At 72.4% G+C, this 15,395-nt stretch carries 15 protein-coding genes; 6 read left to right on the top strand and 9 right to left on the bottom strand.

Translation table 11 applies throughout. From position 1 onward, the window contains the following. Positions 1-80: 80 nt before the first annotated feature. Positions 81-245, top strand: a complete 165-nt coding sequence (locus tag AQJ54_RS45745; protein ID WP_159055555.1) for a hypothetical protein — start codon at positions 81-83, stop codon at positions 243-245. 89 nt (positions 246-334) lie between these two features. On the opposite strand, the gene AQJ54_RS25230 is transcribed toward AQJ54_RS45745, so the two are convergent. Continuing rightward, a complete protein-coding gene (locus tag AQJ54_RS25230; RefSeq protein WP_062241144.1) occupies positions 335-2,902 on the bottom strand; it encodes an ABC transporter permease in 2,568 nt (855 codons plus the stop codon). A gap of 21 nt (positions 2,903-2,923) precedes the next feature. Next, on the bottom strand, positions 2,924-3,790 hold the full coding sequence (locus AQJ54_RS25225; RefSeq protein ID WP_062241142.1) for an ABC transporter ATP-binding protein: 867 nt from the start codon (positions 3,788-3,790) through the stop codon (positions 2,924-2,926). Between the two features lie 177 nt (positions 3,791-3,967). Here AQJ54_RS25225 and AQJ54_RS25220 point away from each other — a divergent pair, with 177 nt between their 5' ends. Further along, positions 3,968-4,201: a hypothetical protein gene (locus AQJ54_RS25220; protein WP_030316380.1), complete on the top strand. Its 234-nt coding sequence runs from the start codon at positions 3,968-3,970 to the stop codon at positions 4,199-4,201. Continuing rightward, positions 4,198-4,572, top strand: coding sequence for a hypothetical protein (locus AQJ54_RS25215; RefSeq protein ID WP_020140474.1), 375 nt, complete (start codon positions 4,198-4,200; stop codon positions 4,570-4,572). The genes AQJ54_RS25220 and AQJ54_RS25215 overlap by 4 nt, the downstream gene beginning before the upstream one ends. 113 nt (positions 4,573-4,685) lie before the next feature. Here the strand turns inward: AQJ54_RS25215 and AQJ54_RS25210 are convergent, their stop codons facing one another. Both AQJ54_RS25210 and AQJ54_RS25205 read right to left on the bottom strand, forming a co-directional pair. Beyond that, positions 4,686-5,375, bottom strand: a complete 690-nt coding sequence (locus tag AQJ54_RS25210) for a class I SAM-dependent methyltransferase (RefSeq protein WP_062241140.1) — start codon at positions 5,373-5,375, stop codon at positions 4,686-4,688. A gap of 74 nt (positions 5,376-5,449) precedes the next feature. Continuing rightward, positions 5,450-6,136 carry an esterase/lipase family protein gene (locus AQJ54_RS25205; RefSeq protein ID WP_062026209.1) on the bottom strand — a complete coding sequence of 229 codons (687 nt, stop codon included), beginning with the start codon at positions 6,134-6,136 and terminating at the stop codon, positions 5,450-5,452. Between the two features lie 169 nt (positions 6,137-6,305). Here AQJ54_RS25205 and AQJ54_RS46800 point away from each other — a divergent pair, with 169 nt between their 5' ends. Further along, on the top strand, positions 6,306-8,771 hold the full coding sequence (locus tag AQJ54_RS46800) for a helix-turn-helix domain-containing protein (RefSeq protein ID WP_062241138.1): 2,466 nt from the start codon (positions 6,306-6,308) through the stop codon (positions 8,769-8,771). A gap of 251 nt (positions 8,772-9,022) precedes the next feature. On the opposite strand, the gene bioD is transcribed toward AQJ54_RS46800, so the two are convergent. Genes bioD through bioB form a run of 3 tightly spaced genes read right to left on the bottom strand, consistent with a single transcriptional unit; the run spans position 9,023 to position 12,255 of the window. Then, positions 9,023-9,739, bottom strand: coding sequence for a dethiobiotin synthase (bioD, locus tag AQJ54_RS25195; protein WP_062241136.1), 717 nt, complete (start codon positions 9,737-9,739; stop codon positions 9,023-9,025). Position 9,740: 1 nt separating this feature from the next. Then, positions 9,741-11,024, bottom strand: a complete 1,284-nt coding sequence (locus tag AQJ54_RS25190) for an adenosylmethionine--8-amino-7-oxononanoate transaminase (RefSeq protein ID WP_062241134.1) — start codon at positions 11,022-11,024, stop codon at positions 9,741-9,743. Next, positions 11,017-12,255, bottom strand: a complete 1,239-nt coding sequence (gene bioB / locus AQJ54_RS25185; protein WP_062241132.1) for a biotin synthase BioB — start codon at positions 12,253-12,255, stop codon at positions 11,017-11,019. Before bioB ends, AQJ54_RS25190 begins: the two co-directional genes overlap by 8 nt. 147 nt (positions 12,256-12,402) lie before the next feature. On the opposite strand from bioB, the gene AQJ54_RS25180 reads away from it, so the two are divergent. Beyond that, entirely contained in the window at positions 12,403-13,530 is a 1,128-nt protein-coding gene (locus tag AQJ54_RS25180; protein WP_062241130.1) for an 8-amino-7-oxononanoate synthase, read from the top strand. 38 nt (positions 13,531-13,568) lie between these two features. Here AQJ54_RS25180 and AQJ54_RS25175 read toward each other — a convergent pair whose 3' ends face one another. Then, a complete protein-coding gene (locus AQJ54_RS25175) occupies positions 13,569-13,790 on the bottom strand; it encodes a DUF397 domain-containing protein (protein ID WP_062241129.1) in 222 nt (73 codons plus the stop codon). A gap of 9 nt (positions 13,791-13,799) precedes the next feature. Next, positions 13,800-14,663, bottom strand: coding sequence for a helix-turn-helix domain-containing protein (locus AQJ54_RS25170; RefSeq protein WP_062026214.1), 864 nt, complete (start codon positions 14,661-14,663; stop codon positions 13,800-13,802). A gap of 213 nt (positions 14,664-14,876) precedes the next feature. Here AQJ54_RS25170 and AQJ54_RS25165 point away from each other — a divergent pair, with 213 nt between their 5' ends. Further along, the gene (locus tag AQJ54_RS25165) at positions 14,877-15,335 is read left to right on the top strand and encodes an ATP-binding protein (protein WP_020140464.1); all 459 of its coding nucleotides are present in this window, start codon (positions 14,877-14,879) and stop codon (positions 15,333-15,335) included. The last annotated feature ends 60 nt before the right edge of the window (positions 15,336-15,395 follow it).

The raw sequence follows: 15,395 nt of genomic DNA, 5'->3' as shown, positions 1-15,395 counted from the left end.
GGCACCCGGAATTCCACCATCCGGACACCCGCCGCCGGCGGCTCCGCCGGTACCGGCCCGCGGTGCGAACGCCTCCATGGATGCCTCCAGCACCCGTCAGATACGTGAAGCCGTACCGCTCGCGCTGTGCCAGCACCCCGGTGAAGGCCGTCATGGTCCCCGGCGGACAGCAGCCGGTCCATCTCCTCCACCGTGTGCCGGAGATGGTCCACCCGCTCGCCCGCCGGCCCGAGGGGTGGGGCTGATCGGGGCGTGGCTCATCAAGGCGAGGCTGATCGGTGCGGGGCATGGACTCTCCTCGGCGGTAAGCGACTTGAGGTGCCCCGCGACGCCGTCATTCGTGCGCGATGGCCGCCAGTACGTTCATGCGCGAGGCGCGCAGGGCAGGCAGCAGCGCCGCCACGACGCCCACCACCGCCGAGCCCACGACGACCGCCACGAGCGTGCCCCAGGGGATCGCCAGCGCGTTCATGCCCTGGAGCGCCAGCACCTGCTGGGTGCACACCCCCCACACCAGTCCCAGTGCCAGCCCCAGCACCGCGCCGAACACGGCGATGACCACCGACTCCAGACGGATCATCCGGCGCAGCTGACGCCGGGCCAGCCCGATGGCACGCAGCAGCCCGATCTCCCGGGTGCGCTCCACGACCGACAGGGCGAGGGTGTTGACCACCCCGAGCACCGCGATGACGATCGCCAGCCCGAGCAGCGCGTACACGAGATAGAGCAGGACCGCGATCTGGTCGTGCACCAGGTCCTTGTAGTCGGCCAGGTCGCGCACCTGGACCTGCGGATACCGGTCCAGCGTCCGCTCCAGTGCCGTGCGCAGCCGGTCCGCGCTCGTACCGGAGGCGGCGTTGACGTAGAGCGCGGACTCCTGGCCGCCCGGCGCGAACCGCTCCAGCGTGCCCAGGCCGAAGTAGATCCCGCCCTGCGTCCCGAACCCGTCCGCGGAGTCCTGGTCGGTGAGGGCGCCGACGGTCAGCTCGGTACGGCGCCCGCCCTGAAACTCGACGGGGATCCCGCTGCCGACCTTCACGTCGTGGTCGCGCGCGAAGTCAAGGTCCATGGCCAGGTGCCCGGGTGCGAGCGCGGCCGCGGTGTCGCCCCGCGCGTAGGTGATGTGGGCGACCTCGTCGAGCTGAGGGTCGTAGCCCGCAGCGGTCGTCTCGACGCGCTTGCCGTCCGGCAGCGTCACGGCGACGGGCGCGAACCTCGACCGTACGACGAGCCCGGCGCCCTCGGTCCTCCGCACCGCGTCCGTGACCTCCTGCGGGAAGGGCAGGAAGTTGCCGTTCTGCACGACGAAGTCGGCGCCCAGGGTCTTGTCGATCTGGTCGTCGAACGACTTGGACATCGAGGCGCTGGCCACCGACATCCCGCCGACCAGGGCGAGTCCGACCATGAGGGCGGCCGCGGTGGCGCCGGTGCGGCGGGGGTTGCGCAGGGCGTTGCGCTGGCTCATCCGCCCGACCGGGCCGAAGAGGGCCGGGAAGGCGCCGCCCAGCACCCGGATCACCGGCCGCACCAGCAGCGGTCCCGCGATCACGGTCGCGAGGAGCGTCAGGACCACACCGAGGCCGAGCAGCGAGGCCGCCGTCGCCGTCCTCGACGCGAGCACGCACCCCACGAGCGCGGCGGCGCCCGCCGCGCCCACCAGGCCGCCCACGATCCCGCGGACCTTCAACGGCCGTCCGATTCCGGCGATCTCGGCGTCCGCGAGGGCCGCCATGGGGGAGACACCGGCCGCCCGCCGGGCCGGGAGGTAGGCCGCGACGAAGGTGACGCCCACGCCGACGACGTACGCCGCCACGGGCGTCCCCCAGCCGACGACCATCTCCCCGGTGTCGATGTTCATGCCGAAGGCGTTCATCAGGGCGATGAGCCCGACCGCCAGCCCGATGCCCGCGCCCAGCCCGACCGTCGAGGCGACCAGCCCGAGCAGGGTCGCCTCGGTGAGCACCGAGCGCCGGACCTGCCGCCGGTCGGCTCCGAGGGCGCGCAACAGGCCCAGTTCACGGGTGCGTTGGGCGATCAGCATCGAGAAGGTGTTGACGATGAGGAAGACTCCGACCAGGACGGCGATCCCAGCGAATCCGAGCATCACGTACTTGATGACGTCGAGGAATCCGCCCAGTTGGTCGATGTCCGACTTCGCCTGTTCCGCAGCGGTCCGGTACTCGTAGGTTCCCGTGCCGAGCGCCGCGGCCACCCGCTGCTTGAGCTGGTCGTTGCTCACGCCGTCGGCGGCGTCGACGGAGATGCTGGTGGCGGCGGAGGCGGAGCCGAGCAGCTTCGTCTGCGCGGTCGGCGGGTCCAGATAGACCAGCGAGGCACCTGGGTTGGTGGTGGTGAAGGTGACGATGCCGACGATCCGCACCGTGAACGAGCCGGGAGCCGCGATCACGGTCAGCGAGTCGCCGATCCGCAGGTTCTTGCGGTCCGCGGTCTCCGAGTCGACCAACGCCTCGTCGGCGCCGTGCGGGGCGTGCCCCGAGGTGAGCTTCACCGGGCTGCGCGAGGTCGGGTTCCAGTCGGTGCCGATGGTGGGGGCGCCGGTGGTCGAGCCCACCGACTTGTTCCGGGAGTCGACGACGGTGATCCCGTCGGCCTCTGCGTCGAAGCGGGCCGCCCCGACGCCGTCGACCCGGGCCACCCGGTCGGCGAGCGCGGCCGGCAGGGTGGCCGTGGTCCCGGAGGGGACGGCCTCCTTGAGGTCCTCCTTCGGGCTGACCGTGAGGTCGGGCGCGGACGAGGCGAAGAGCCGGTCGAAGGTACGGCTCAGTGTGTCGGAGAAGATCAGGCTGCCCGAGACGAAGGCCACGGACAGGACGACGGCCAGAGCGGAGAGAACCAGCCGCCCCTTGTGGGCGAGGAAACTGCGCAGTGTCGCCTTCAGCACGGGGTCAGTCCTTGTCGAGGGTCACGTCGTCGGGGGTGGCGTCGTCCGTGCCGCCCCTCCCGGGGGAGAGCCCTCGTCCCCGGGGGAGGAGCCGCCGCCTCCGGGGGAGGACTGGCCCCGGATCACGTCGAACCGCTTCATGCGCTCCAGCACCGCCTCGGCAGTGGGCCGCTCCATGCTGTCCACGATCCGTCCGTCGCCGAGGAAGAGCACCAGGTCGGAGTGGGCGGCGGCGCCCGGGTCGTGGGTGACCATGACGACGGTCTGGCCCAGCTGGTCGACCGCCTCGCGCAGAAAGCCGAGCACCTCTAGGCCCGCCCGCGAGTCGAGGTTGCCGGTCGGTTCGTCCGCGAAGATCAGCTCGGGCCGGGAGGCCAGCGCCCGGGCGCACGCGACCCGCTGCTGCTGACCACCGGACAGCTGCGCGGGCCGGTGCTTGAGGCGGTCCCGCAGTCCCAGGGTGTCGATGACCTGGTCCAGCCACTTCTCGTCGGGTTTCTTGCCCGCGATGTCCATGGGCAGGGTGATGTTCTCTGCCGCGTTCAGTGTCGGGATCAGATTGAACGACTGGAACATGAACCCGATCCGGTCCCGGCGCAGCCGGGTCAGCTCGCGCTCCTTCAGGCCGGTGATCTCGGTGTCGCCGAGCCACACCTGCCCGCCCGAGACGGTGTCGAGCCCCGCAAGGCAGTGCATCAACGTGGACTTCCCGGAGCCCGAGGGCCCCATCACGGCGGTGAAACGGCCGCGCGCGATGTCGACGTCCACGGCGTCCAGCGCGACCACGGCCGTCTCGCCGCCGCCGTACGCCTTGGTCAGACCGCGGGCGCGGGCCGCGATCCCGTCGGTCGGAGCGGTCTCGGGGGCGTCCTCCGCAGCAGTGGCCATGGGCCGAGGGTAATGTGATCCGCCCCACACCCGATATCCCCCTTGCGGCCGAGGCGCCCTCCCTCCCAGGTCGGGCCCCTGACACCGGTGTAAGGGACACCCCGTGCAAGCGCCATCCTTTCGCCCTGTCCCGGGCACCCCTTGCCGGTGCTAGCGGATCGGCGCTAGCTTCTAGGTATGGCGAAGACTCAGTTGAACGTGCGGGTGGACGAGGGCACCGCCCGCGCCGCCCGTGAACGTGCCCTCGCCCGTGGCGTGAGCGTCAACCGCTACATCGAGGAGCTGGTCATGAAGGACACCGGAGAGGCGGGGCAGGCCTTCGTCGAGGCCGCCGCCGACTTCATGAAGCAGTACGAGTCCGTCTTCGTGGAGGAGTTCGGCAAGGACGGCAAGGAAGACGAGGGTCGTTGAGCGATCTGCACATCGATCTCGCCTGGCTGCTCATGCTCGCCGAGCAGAAGACCCCGGGCGACCCCCAGGTCACCGACTGGGGTGCCCTGGTCGCCGCCGTGGCGCGGCACGAGGCAGAGATCTTCGACATCCCCGTCTACGACAACCCGCATCTGCGCGCCGCCGCGCTGCTGCAACTCCTCATCCACGTCCCGGCGTTGGAGCGCACGAACGCCCTCTTCGCCTGTGCGGTCGCCTACGCCTACCTCGTCGCCAGCGGCCTCAGGGTCGTCACCTCGCCGGTGCTCGTCCGTGATCTCGCCAAGGTGGCCAAGAAGGGCGACGCCTCGGTGCACGACATCGCGCGCGAGCTGCGGAAGTGGACGTTGTGATCAGCGTGCTGCGCGAGTGGGCCCCGTGATCAGCCGTCCGCAGGGACGGCCCTGTGATCAGCCGTCCGCAGGGACGGCCCTGTGATCAGCCGTCCGCAGGGACGGCCCTGTGATCAGCCGTCCGTCGGTGAGGGCCGCCACGCGGTACCCAGCACGCAGAAGGACGGGGGCAGCTTCGGACCGTTCTCCGGCAGCAACATCCGCCGGTAGGGGCCGAGTTCGAACCCGGCCTCGCGCAACGCCCCGACCGGGTCGCGGGCCAGATGGCAGCCGCCGCTCAGCAGCGGCCACACCGTCCGGTCGAGGGCGCGCTGGGTGAAACGCATCCCGGGCCCGCCGCCCCTGCCGTGCTCGAAGAACCGCACGGTCCCGCCCGGCCGCAGCACTCGCCGTGCCTCGCTCAGCGCGCGGGGCACATCGCGCACACTGCACAGGACCAGCGAGACGACCACGGCGTCGAAGGCCTCGCTCTTGACCGGCAGCGCCTCCGCGGTGCCCGGCACCACATCGACCGGTACCTCGGAGCGCAGGGCGGACTCCACGGCCGACTGCCGCAGCCGGCGCTCCGGTTCGATCGCCACGACCTCGGAGACCGTACCCGGGTAGTGCGCGAAGTTCAGACCGTTGCCCGCGCCGATCTCGATCACCCGCCCCGACAGCCCGGCGAGCAGCCGCCGGCGCACGTCGGCCATGCCCAGCCTTGTCTCGGCGGTGACGCTGGCCCGCTCGTAATACCGGGCGAAGAGCGGATGGTGGACGGGATCCCGGGACACCCTGCCGGTGCCGGCGGACCGTAGCGGCATGACAGCCTCCCTCACCGAGGACGGGTCCTACCGCGATTGTCCCCCGTGGGACCCCGTCGCACCCCCTCGGGCGGCTACTGCACGAAGGCGCGCACCTGTCGGTAGACGCCGTAGTCGTTGTTCATGTCGGTGTGCGAGATGCATCCCACCTCGACGTTCGTCGCGCCGTTCAGGATCGCCGTGGTGTCCGGGGTGAGGGCGTCGTCGCAGTTGGACCAGTAACTGGCGTAGGAGACGCTGCCCGGCGTCTCGTCACCGGAATTGAGGGCGGTGAGGAAGGAGCTGCCGGTGTTCATCTCCGCGCACGAGGTGTACAGCCACGCGCACCAGGAGGCCGTGGTCGTCCCGTGGTTGACGCCGGCCGCCGACACGAAGTCGTCCACGTACGCCGTGCCGCCCAGGTTCTTCAGGTAGTAGCGGGCGCTCAGCGCACCCATGGAGTGGGTGACCAGGTCGACCTTGGAGGCGCCGGTCGCCTTCAGGACCCGCTGGACCTCGGTGGCCAGCTGCTGGGCGGTGGTCACGTTCGACTGGGACCAGCTGTACGACCAGGCGTCCAGCTCGGAGGCGCTGTAGCCGTCCGCCTTGAAGTCGGCGATCCAGTCGTCCCAGCTGCTCGCATCGCTGCTGAGCCCGTGCACGAACACGATCGGGTTGTGGCTCGCCGCCTGCGCGGGGACCGCGGCGAGGGAGAGTGCCAGAAGGAGCGAAGAGACCACGGCCGTGCCGGCCGCGGCGATGCGACGCCCGAAGCGCTGCATGATGCCTCCTGAAACGGGTGGGGTTGCCAGGAGTGTCGGGCCGGGTCCACGCGCGTGGCATCGGCGAAATCGCCGGTCTTTACGGGTCAATTAACTCGCCAGTAACGTGAGTTGCGTGGTGACTCCGGTGAACCCTCCGCATCCGAGCCGCACTTCGCCACCGAGACGCGTGATCCAGGCGCTTCCCGAGGGCGTGAGGGTACGGCTGCTGCATTCCGTTTACGGCGATCCGCGTGCCGCCGCCGAGCTCGTGGCGCTGCTGAGCGACCGCCAGTCGGCCGGACTCGACCCGCTCCCCACCGAACCCGCCTCGCTGGCACCGCAGTTGCTGCGCGCACTACGCGCGGAGATCCGGTCCCTGCCCGACGACACCCGCCTGCTGCTGCTCCTCGCGGCGGCCGACCAGTACCCGGTCGCCACCCACGCCTTCTCCCGGGCCGTCACCGCCGCCCGCCTCGACACCCGCCCGCTGGAACGAGCGGAGACCGCGGGCGTGGCGCACTTCGGTACCGGGGGTGTGGTCTTCCGGGACACCTGGACGAGGATCGCCGCGTACGAGTCCGGGTCCCCGGCCGACCGTCGTGACGTCCACCGCCTGCTGGCCAGGGTGCTGCACGGGCACGGCGAGTCACCCCGGCGTTCCTGGCACCGCGGCGCGGGCGCGCTGGGCCCGAGCGCACGGCTGGTGGCGGAGCTGCGGGGTGCGGCCGACAAGGCTCGCCGCACCGGTCAACCCGCCCTTGCCCGGGCACTGTTGGAGCGGGCCGCCACGCTCTGTCCGGATCCTGCGGAGCGCTCGCGTCTGGTGACACGTGCCGCCGCCGACGCCTGGCAGGCCGGCGACGGCGACCGGGCCCGCCGCCTGGTGGCCGACGGCACGGCGGACGACGCCCTCTCGGGCCTGCTCGCGCTCCGCTCGGGCAACGCCACGGAGGCGTTCGACGCGCTGCTGGGCGCGGTGGCGCACCGCGCGAGAACCGGGGGACGGAACGATTCTCCGGAGGGGGAGGGGGCGCCGGGCGATTCTCCGGAGGGGGAGGGGACGCCGAGCGATTCTCCGGACGGGGAGGGGGCGCCTGGCGATTGTCGGGACGCGGAGGGGGCGCCGGGCGATTCGTCGGGCGGGGAGGGGAGGCGGAGCGATTCCCGGGACGGGGAGGGGAGGCGGAGCGATTCTTCGGACGGGGAGGGGACGCCGAGCGATTCTTCGGACGCGGAGAGGGCGCCGAGCGATTCTTCGGACGAGGAGAGGGCGCCGAGCGATTCCTCGGGCGGGGCGCCAGGCGATTCGTCGGACGGGGGCGTGACGTCAGGAGATCGGGGGGCGTCCTTCGGCCCCGCCGCCCACCTCCTCGCCCGCGCCACCGAGGCCGCCGTCTACACGGGCGACCTGCGGCGCTGCCGGGAGGCGGCCCGGGTGGCCGAGCGGCTCGGGGTCGCGTCGCCCGGCACCCTCGGGGGACTCGTCGCAGCCTTCGAGGGGCGGTACGAGGACGCCCGCGACCTTCTCCAGGCGGCCGCCGGGCGCTGTGGGCCGGGCGGGGACCCCACCCTCCTCGTCCACGCCGGCATCGCCGCGCTGATGCTCGGCGACCACACCCGCGCCGCCACCGCGACCCTGCGCGCGGCCGCCTCCGCCCGTGCCCGAGGCGCGACCGGCGTCCAGGCGCAGGCCATGGAGTTCCGTGCCTACGCCGACTTCTGGACGGGCCGCCCGCAAGCCGGCAGGGCCGCCGCGACGGAGGCCCTGCACCAGGCGTACGCCACCGGTCAGGACAACGGGGCCTGTCACCTCCAGGCCGCCCTCGCCATGTTCGCGGCGATCACCGGCGACGCCGACGTCTGCCGTGAACGGGCCGCCGCCGCGCGGTCGTACGCCCTGGCCCGGGGCCTCGGCCTGCCTGCCGCCCTCGCCCAGTGGGCGCTCGCCTTCCTCGACCTCACCGACGGCCGCTTCGCCGGTGCGGCGGCCCGGCTGCGGGCCCTCGCCGGGTTCGGCCCCGGCCACGGGCACCGGGCCATCCGGCACCTGGCCACCCCGCACTACGTCGAGGCCGCCGTCCGCACCGGCGACACCCGGATCGCGCGCGCCGCCCACGCCGACTACCACCGCTGGGCGACGGTCGTCCGCAGCCCCGACGACCTCGCCCTGAGCGCCCGCTGCCGGGCCCTGCTGGCGCCGGGGGAGGAAGCCGTCGAGCACTACCGCACGGCCCTCGCCCTGCACGCCCGCGGCACCCGGGACTTCGAACGCGCCCGCACCGAGCTCCTGTTCGGCAGCGCCCTGCGCCGTCTGCGGCATCGCACGGAGGCCCGGGACCGGCTCCACAGTGCGCTCGAAGCCTTCGACCACTTCGGCGCACCGCACTGCGCCGCCCGGGCGAGAGCCGAACTCCGTGCCCTGGGCGCCCCCGCCGCTCCGACCCACTCCGCCGATCCGGCCACGCGTCTCACCGCCCAGCAGTTGCTGGTCGCCCGCATGGTCGCCGAGGGCGCCACCAACCGCGAGATCGCCGCCCGCCTGGCCCTCAGCCCCCGCACGATCGACCACCATCTGCGGGGCGTGTTCACCCGGTTGGGCATCCGCTCCCGCATCGACCTGGTACGGCTCATCGCCGGAAGCGAGGTCCCCTGACGGCCTGCGCTCAGGGTGCGAGGCCGCGGTCCTCTGACGGCCTGCGCTCGGGGTGCGAGGCCGCGGTCCTCTCGGCCTGCGCTCGGGGCGAGGCCGAGGTCCTCTGAAGGCCCGCGCTCCGGGCGAAGCCGCAGCTCCCTTCACGGCCCGCGCCCCGGGCGAAGCCGCAGGTCCTCCGACGGCCCGCGCTCAGGGCGAGGCCGCAGGTCCCCTCCCGACGGCCTGCACCCAGGGCGAAGCCCCTCAGCGGATCAGCCCGCCTCGCGCACCCCGAACGCCTCCGCGTCCCACGTCCCGTCCAGCCGCGGTGCCAGCCAACTCGGGGCCGCCGCACGGAAGTCGACGGGTGCGAGCCGCCCCGCCCCGGCCGGCAGGGCGCCGAGCAGCGGGGCCCCGGACACCTCCGGGAGGTCCGCGACATTGCAGCGCGAGGCGAGGTCGGGGGAGTCCGGCCAGCTGCCGATCACCACACCCGCCAACTCCAGTCGGCGACGGCGCAGTTCACGTGCCGTCAGTTCCGTGGTGTTGAGCGTGCCCAGGCCCGCCGACGCCACCACCAGGACCGGAGCCCCCAGCAGCTCCGCCGCGTCGGCCAGGGTCCCGCCCGCCTCGTCGAAGCGGACGAGCAGCCCGCCCGCCCCCTCCACCAGCACCAGGTCGTGCTCGGTGGCCAGCTTGGCGGCGGCCTCGGCGATCCCGGCGGGGTGGACCGGTTCCAGAGCGGCCCGGCGCGCGGCCGTCGCGGGGGCCAACGGCTCGGGGAAACGGGCCAGTTCGGCCTTCGTCACGGCACCCGCGAGCCGGGCCACCTCCTCGACGTCCCCGGCCTCGTCCGGCCGTACGCCGGTCTGCGCGGCCTTCAGGACGGCGACCGTCCGCCCGGCCGCGAGCGCCGCCGCGGCGACGGCGGCCGTGGTGACCGTCTTGCCGACCTCCGTGCCCGTGCCCGTGATCACCAGGACCGGCATGTCATCCCTCCTTCGCCGCGGCGCACACCGCGCGCGCGATCCGTGCCACGTCCTCGTCGCCGGTGACGTACGGCGGCATGGTGTAGACGAGGTCGCGGAACGGCCGCAGCCACACGCCCTCGCGTACGGCGGCCTCCGTGGCGGCCCTCATGTCGACCTCGTGGTCCAGCTGTACGACCCCGATGGCGCCCAGAACCCGTACGTCCTGCACGCCCGGGAGCTCGCGGGCCGGGGCCAGCCCCTCCCGGAGCCCCGCCTCGATCCGCTTGACCTCCGCGAGCCAGTCCTGCCCGAGCAGCAGCCCGATCGAGGCGCAGGCGACCGACGCGGCCAGCGGGTTGCCCATGAAGGTCGGGCCGTGGGCCAGCACCGGAACCTCGCCCCGCGAGATCCCCTCGGCCACCCGGGGGGTGCAGAGCGTCGCCGCCATCGTCAGGTAGCCGCCGGTCAGCGCCTTGCCCACGCACATCACGTCCGGCGTCACCGCCGCGTGCTCCGCCGCGAACAGCGCGCCCGTGCGCCCGAACCCGGTCGCGATCTCGTCGAACACCAGCAGCACGTCGTGCGCGTCGCACGCCTCGCGCAGCACCCGCAGATACGCGGGGGAGTGGAACCGCATCCCGCCCGCGCCCTGCACCACCGGCTCCACGATCACCGCGGCCAGCTCGTCCGCGTGCCGCTGGATCGCCGCCCGCAGCTGCTCGGCGTACGCCTCCTCGTATCCGGCCGGGGGCGCGTCCACGAACACCTGGCGGGGCAGCACCCCGGACCACAGCTCGTGCATCCCGCCCTCGGGGTCGCACACCGACATCGGCTGCCAGGTGTCCCCGTGGTAGCCGCCGCGCCACGTCAGCAGGCGCTGCTTGCCGCCGCGGCCCAGCGAGCGCCAGTACTGGAGGCACATCTTCACCGCGACCTCGACCGACACCGACCCCGAATCGGCCAGGAAGACATGCTCAAGACCCTTTGGGGACATGTCGACAAGGAGCTTCGCCAGCCGGACGGCGGGCTCGTGGGTGAGCCCGCCGAACATCACATGGCTCATCCGCCCGAGCTGCTCCCGGGCGGCCTCGTTCAGGACCGGGTGGTTGTAGCCGTGGATGGCCGACCACCAGGAGGACATGCCGTCCACGAGGTCACCGGAGGAGGTGCGCAGCCGCACCCCGCTCGCCGACTCCACGACGAGCGGGTCGACCCGGCCGGGCATCGGACCGTACGGATGCCACACGTGCCGCCGGTCGAGCGCGAGCAGTTCCGGCACCGGCAGGCCGGGCAGATCAGGCATTGGGCGCGAGATCGGTACCGGCACCACGGCGGCGTACGGCGACCAGGTCCGTCCTGGGCTCGCTCACCGCCGGCGCCGAGGCGGCCGTACCGCAGACGCCACCGCCCGCGTGCGACCCGCACCCGGCGTCCGCATCCGCCCCCGCCCCGCACCCGGCGTCCGCGTCCGCCCCCGCCCCGCAGCCGCCGTCCTGGTGCGAGCCGCAGCCACCCGTGGCCGCCGCGTGCGCCCGGTGCTGGGGCAGCGTCACCTCGTCCGCGCCCTCCACCTCGAACCCGGCGTCGGCGATCATCTCCAGGTCGGCCTTGCCGGCCTGGCCCTCGGTGGTGAGGTAGTCGCCGAGGAAGATCGAGTTGGCGAGGTGCAGGGCGAGGGGCTGCATGGTGCGCAGGTGGACCTCGCGGCCGCCGGCGATGCGGACCTCCACGTCCGGGCAGACGAAGCGGACCATCGCGAGGATCCGCAGACAGCGCTGCGGGGTGAGGTTCCACTCCTTGGCCAGGGGGGTGCCCTCGACCGGGATCAGGAAGTTGACCGGGACCGAGTCGGGGTCCAGCTCGCGCAGCGAGTAGACGACGTCCACCAGGTCCTCGTCGGACTCGCCCATGCCGGCGATCAGGCCGGAGCAGGCGGACAGACCGGCCGCGTGCGCCTTGTTCACCGTGTCGACCCGGTCGGCGTAGGTGTGGGTGGTCGTGATGTCGCCGTAGGTCGACTCGGACGTGTTCAGGTTGTGGTTGTAGGCGTCCGCGCCCGCCTCGCGCAGCCGCTCGGCCTGGCCGTCGGAGAGCAGACCGAGACAGGCGCACACCTCGACGCCCTCGTTCTGCTCCTTGATCGCCTTGATGGTGCCGGCGACCCGGTCCACGTCCCGGTCGGTCGGGCCGCGTCCGGACGCCACCAGGCAGACCCGCTTGGCGCCGCCGGCCAGCCCGGCCGCGGCGGCCTCGGAGGCCTGCTCGGGCTTGAGCCAGGTGTACTTCAGGATGCCGGTCGAGGACCCGAGCCGCTGGGAGCAGTAGGAGCAGTCCTCGGGGCACAGCCCGGACTTCAGGTTGACGAGATAGTTGAGTTTCACCCGCCGCCCGAACCAGTGCCGGCGTACCTTCCCGGCCGCCGTCACCACATCGAGCAGCTCGTCGTCGGACGTGGCCAGTACGGCCAGCGCCTCCTCGCGGGTCGGCAGCTCGCGCCGAAGCCCCTTGTCCACCAGCGTGTTCAGCAGGTCCATGAGAGCCGATCCTGTCCTACGGACCCGCCCCGGGCCAAGGTAGGGATTGAACAACTCACCCGCTTTGACGTGTGGGTATTGCCACACCGTGGGTAGCGTTTGCTGCCGCTAGGGTCTGTTCGTTGTCTACAAAAGCCCGGAGGACCCATGGCGTTCGGCTGGATCGACGAGCAGGCGGCGGCGCGCCGCCGGGCCGGACTCGTACGGAGCCTGCGGCCCCGCCCGGCCGACTCGCCGCTGCTCGATCTCGCGAGCAACGACTACCTGGGGCTGGCCCGTCACCCCGAGGTCGTGGCGGGGGCTCAGGAGGCCGCCCGGACCTGGGGCGGCGGTGCGACCGGGTCCCGGCTCGTCACCGGCACCACCGAGCTGCACACCGCACTCGAACACGAGCTGGCCGCGTTCTGCGGGTTCGAGGCCGCGCTCGTCTTCTCCTCCGGCTACGCGGCCAACCTCGCCGCCGTCACCGCGCTCGCCCCGCACGGCTCGCTGATCGTCTCCGACGCGGGCAACCACGCCTCTCTCATCGACGGCTGCCGGCTGGCCCGCGGCACGACCCAGGTTGTCGGGCACGCCGACCCGGACGCCGTCCGCAAGGCGCTCGGTACGCACGACGGTCCCGCCCTCGCCGTCTCCGACACCGTCTTCTCCGTCGACGGCGACGCCGCGCCCCTGGCGGGCCTCGCCGAGGCATGCCGGGAGCACGGAGCGGGCCTGGTCGTCGACGACGCCCATGGCCTGGGCGTGCTCGGCGCCGGCGGCCGCGGGGCCCCGCACGCGGCGGGACTCGCGGGCGCCGACGACGTGGTCGTCACGGTCACGCTGTCCAAGTCGCTCGGCAGCCAGGGCGGTGTCGTGCTCGGCCCCGCACGGGTCGTCGAGCACCTGGTCAACGCGGCACGGACGTTCATCTTCGACACCGGTCTGGCCCCCGCGGCGGCGGGAGCCGCCCTCGCGGCCCTGCGGCTGCTCGGCCGTGAACCCGAACGGGCCGCACGCGCGCGTGAGGTGGCGACCGGACTGCACGCACGCCTGACCGCCGCGGGTCTGGAAGCGGTACGTCCGGACGCCGCGGTGGTCTCGGTGCGGGCACCCTCCCCGGAGGAGGCCGTGCAATGGGCGGCCGACTGCCGTGCGGCCGGGCTGTTCGTGGGCTGTTTCCGGCCCCCGTCCGTGCCCGACGGGATCTCACGGCTCAGGCTGACCGCCCGCGCAGACCTGACCGAGGAGCAGATCGAACGCGCTGTACAGGTGATCGGCGGGACACGACCATGAGTCGGCGTGACACGGCCGTGCGCCGGATGGACTGACGGTCAGAACGCGGCTGTGAAGCCCGCCCAGCTCTCGGGGGAGAAGAGCAGCGCGGGTCCGTCCGGGTTCTTGGAGTCGCGGACGGCGAGCAGCCCGGCCCAGGGCCCGGCCGACGGCCTCGCCGTCTCGACGCAGTTGTTCGCTCCGGTGCTGTGACTGCTGCGCAGCCACCGCACTTCACGCAGATCGGTACTGGAAGGAACGTGCCGAGGCAGTGCAGACATGGTGCCTCCTTACGCGCCGTCACCTATCCCGGCGATGTAATCCAACGATTCCTCGGGCGAAAGGGCGTGGCCCTGAAGGGTGTTGAAGGCCTCGGTGTAGGCCTCCAGGTCTTCTTTCCGTTCGAGGTAGAGGCTACTCGTCAAGTGGTCGAGAACAACCACGTCCAGATCAGAAGTGCTCGAAAATGAGAAGATTACGAAAGGCCCGGTGATGCCCACATGCGCCCCGGCCGTGAACGGCAGTACCTGTAGGCACACTTGTGGCAGCCGGGCCGCCTCCAGGAGCCGGTGCAGCTGCCGGGTCATCACCTCCGGCCCGCCGACCTCCCGCCGCAGCACCGCCTCGTCCAGGACGGCGCTCAGCTCCAGCGGCCGCTCGGCGCGCAGCACGTCCTGACGGGCCAGCCGCACCTCGACCAGCGCGTCCAGCCGCTCGTCGTCGAGCCCGTCCACCGCGGCCCTGGTCACCGCGCGGGCGTACTCGGGGGTCTGGAGCAGCCCGGGCACCACCGAGGTCTCCAGAGTGCGCATCTCGCTCGCCTGGGACTCCAGACTGATGAAGTCCCGGTAGGTCGGCGGCAGTACGCCCCGGTAGGCGTGCCACCAGTGGTGCCGGCCACCGCCGCTCCCGTCGGAACCCGCCAATACCAGCAACAGCTCCCGCAGATCCGCGTCCGTCACACCGAATGCGTCCAGGAGTAACCGCACATCGGCCGGTTTCACCCCGCTGGCGCCGGTCTCGATCCGGCTCACCTTCGACTGGTGCCAGCCCACGAGCCGGGCGGCCTCACCGCTGGTGAGCCCCGCACTCGCGCGCAGCGCACGCAGTTCGGCACCCAGCTTTCTACGGCGTACCGCGGGACCGTGCTGCATGCGCTACTCCTTACTCCTTACGAGCCGCCCAAATACGGTCTCGCGTCGCAGAGTTCACCGCTTCGAGCGACAGATATATGCATATCTTGGTGGATCGGCACCCGTCACCGCCCCGGTAATGGCACTCTGACGAAGAACCACCAGTCCGGGACCGTACTCGAACCATCCGCACCGTGTCGGACTCCGGTCCCGTGGGAAAGGGACGACGTCGCCATGGCAGATCACCTGGAAGCATCCGTCACTCTGCCGAGCGAACCCGCCTCGGTGTCCGCGGCCCGCACCTACGTCCTGAGCACCCTCGCGGAGTGGGGACTGCCCTCGGCCACCGACACCGCCGAGACAGTCCGCCTCATCGTCTCCGAACTCGCCACCAACGCCGTACAGCACACCTTCGGGCAGTCGCCCACCTTTACGGTGGACATCGAGCTGGACCGTGACGAACATCTGCGCATCGGGGTCACCGACAGCCATCCCCGCTTCCCCAAGCGCCTTCCGGCCGCGGTGCAGCAGGACAACGGGCGCGGGATGGTGATCGTGCGCTGGCTCGCCGCCGAGTGCGGCGGCAAACTGAGAGTCAGGCCCACGCGGGAGGGCGGCAAGACCGTCTCCATCGAACTTCCGTGGACGGTACCGGCGCAGCCGGTCAGCGCCGCGGGACAGCAGGAGCCGTAGGTCGGCACCGGTGCGGGCGGTCGACTCGGCTGAGCCGCCACAGAGGGTGCGCCGCCACAG

Source organism: Streptomyces griseorubiginosus (assembly GCF_001514195.1).
GTDB lineage: Bacteria > Actinomycetota > Actinomycetes > Streptomycetales > Streptomycetaceae > Streptomyces > Streptomyces griseorubiginosus.
This window is presented reverse-complemented; position numbering and strand designations above follow the sequence as displayed.

What these genes read in the sequence shown, in the direction of transcription:
- bioD (WP_062241136.1), bottom strand. Translation starts at nt 9,739, where the DNA reads ATGCCGGTCCTGGTGATCACGGGCACGGGCACGGAGGTCGGCAAGACG.
- AQJ54_RS25190 (WP_062241134.1), bottom strand. Translation starts at nt 11,024, where the DNA reads ATGCCTGATCTGCCCGGCCTGCCGGTGCCGGAACTGCTCGCGCTCGAC.
- AQJ54_RS25180 (WP_062241130.1), top strand. Translation starts at nt 12,403, where the DNA reads ATGGCGTTCGGCTGGATCGACGAGCAGGCGGCGGCGCGCCGCCGGGCC.
- AQJ54_RS25210 (WP_062241140.1), bottom strand. Translation starts at nt 5,375, where the DNA reads ATGCCGCTACGGTCCGCCGGCACCGGCAGGGTGTCCCGGGATCCCGTC.
- AQJ54_RS25225 (WP_062241142.1), bottom strand. Translation starts at nt 3,790, where the DNA reads ATGGCCACTGCTGCGGAGGACGCCCCCGAGACCGCTCCGACCGACGGG.
- bioB (WP_062241132.1), bottom strand. Translation starts at nt 12,255, where the DNA reads ATGGACCTGCTGAACACGCTGGTGGACAAGGGGCTTCGGCGCGAGCTG.
- AQJ54_RS25175 (WP_062241129.1), bottom strand. Translation starts at nt 13,790, where the DNA reads ATGTCTGCACTGCCTCGGCACGTTCCTTCCAGTACCGATCTGCGTGAA.
- AQJ54_RS25220 (WP_030316380.1), top strand. Translation starts at nt 3,968, where the DNA reads ATGGCGAAGACTCAGTTGAACGTGCGGGTGGACGAGGGCACCGCCCGC.
- AQJ54_RS25170 (WP_062026214.1), bottom strand. Translation starts at nt 14,663, where the DNA reads ATGCAGCACGGTCCCGCGGTACGCCGTAGAAAGCTGGGTGCCGAACTG.
- AQJ54_RS45745 (WP_159055555.1), top strand. Translation starts at nt 81, where the DNA reads ATGCCTCCAGCACCCGTCAGATACGTGAAGCCGTACCGCTCGCGCTGT.
- AQJ54_RS25205 (WP_062026209.1), bottom strand. Translation starts at nt 6,136, where the DNA reads ATGCAGCGCTTCGGGCGTCGCATCGCCGCGGCCGGCACGGCCGTGGTC.
- AQJ54_RS25165 (WP_020140464.1), top strand. Translation starts at nt 14,877, where the DNA reads ATGGCAGATCACCTGGAAGCATCCGTCACTCTGCCGAGCGAACCCGCC.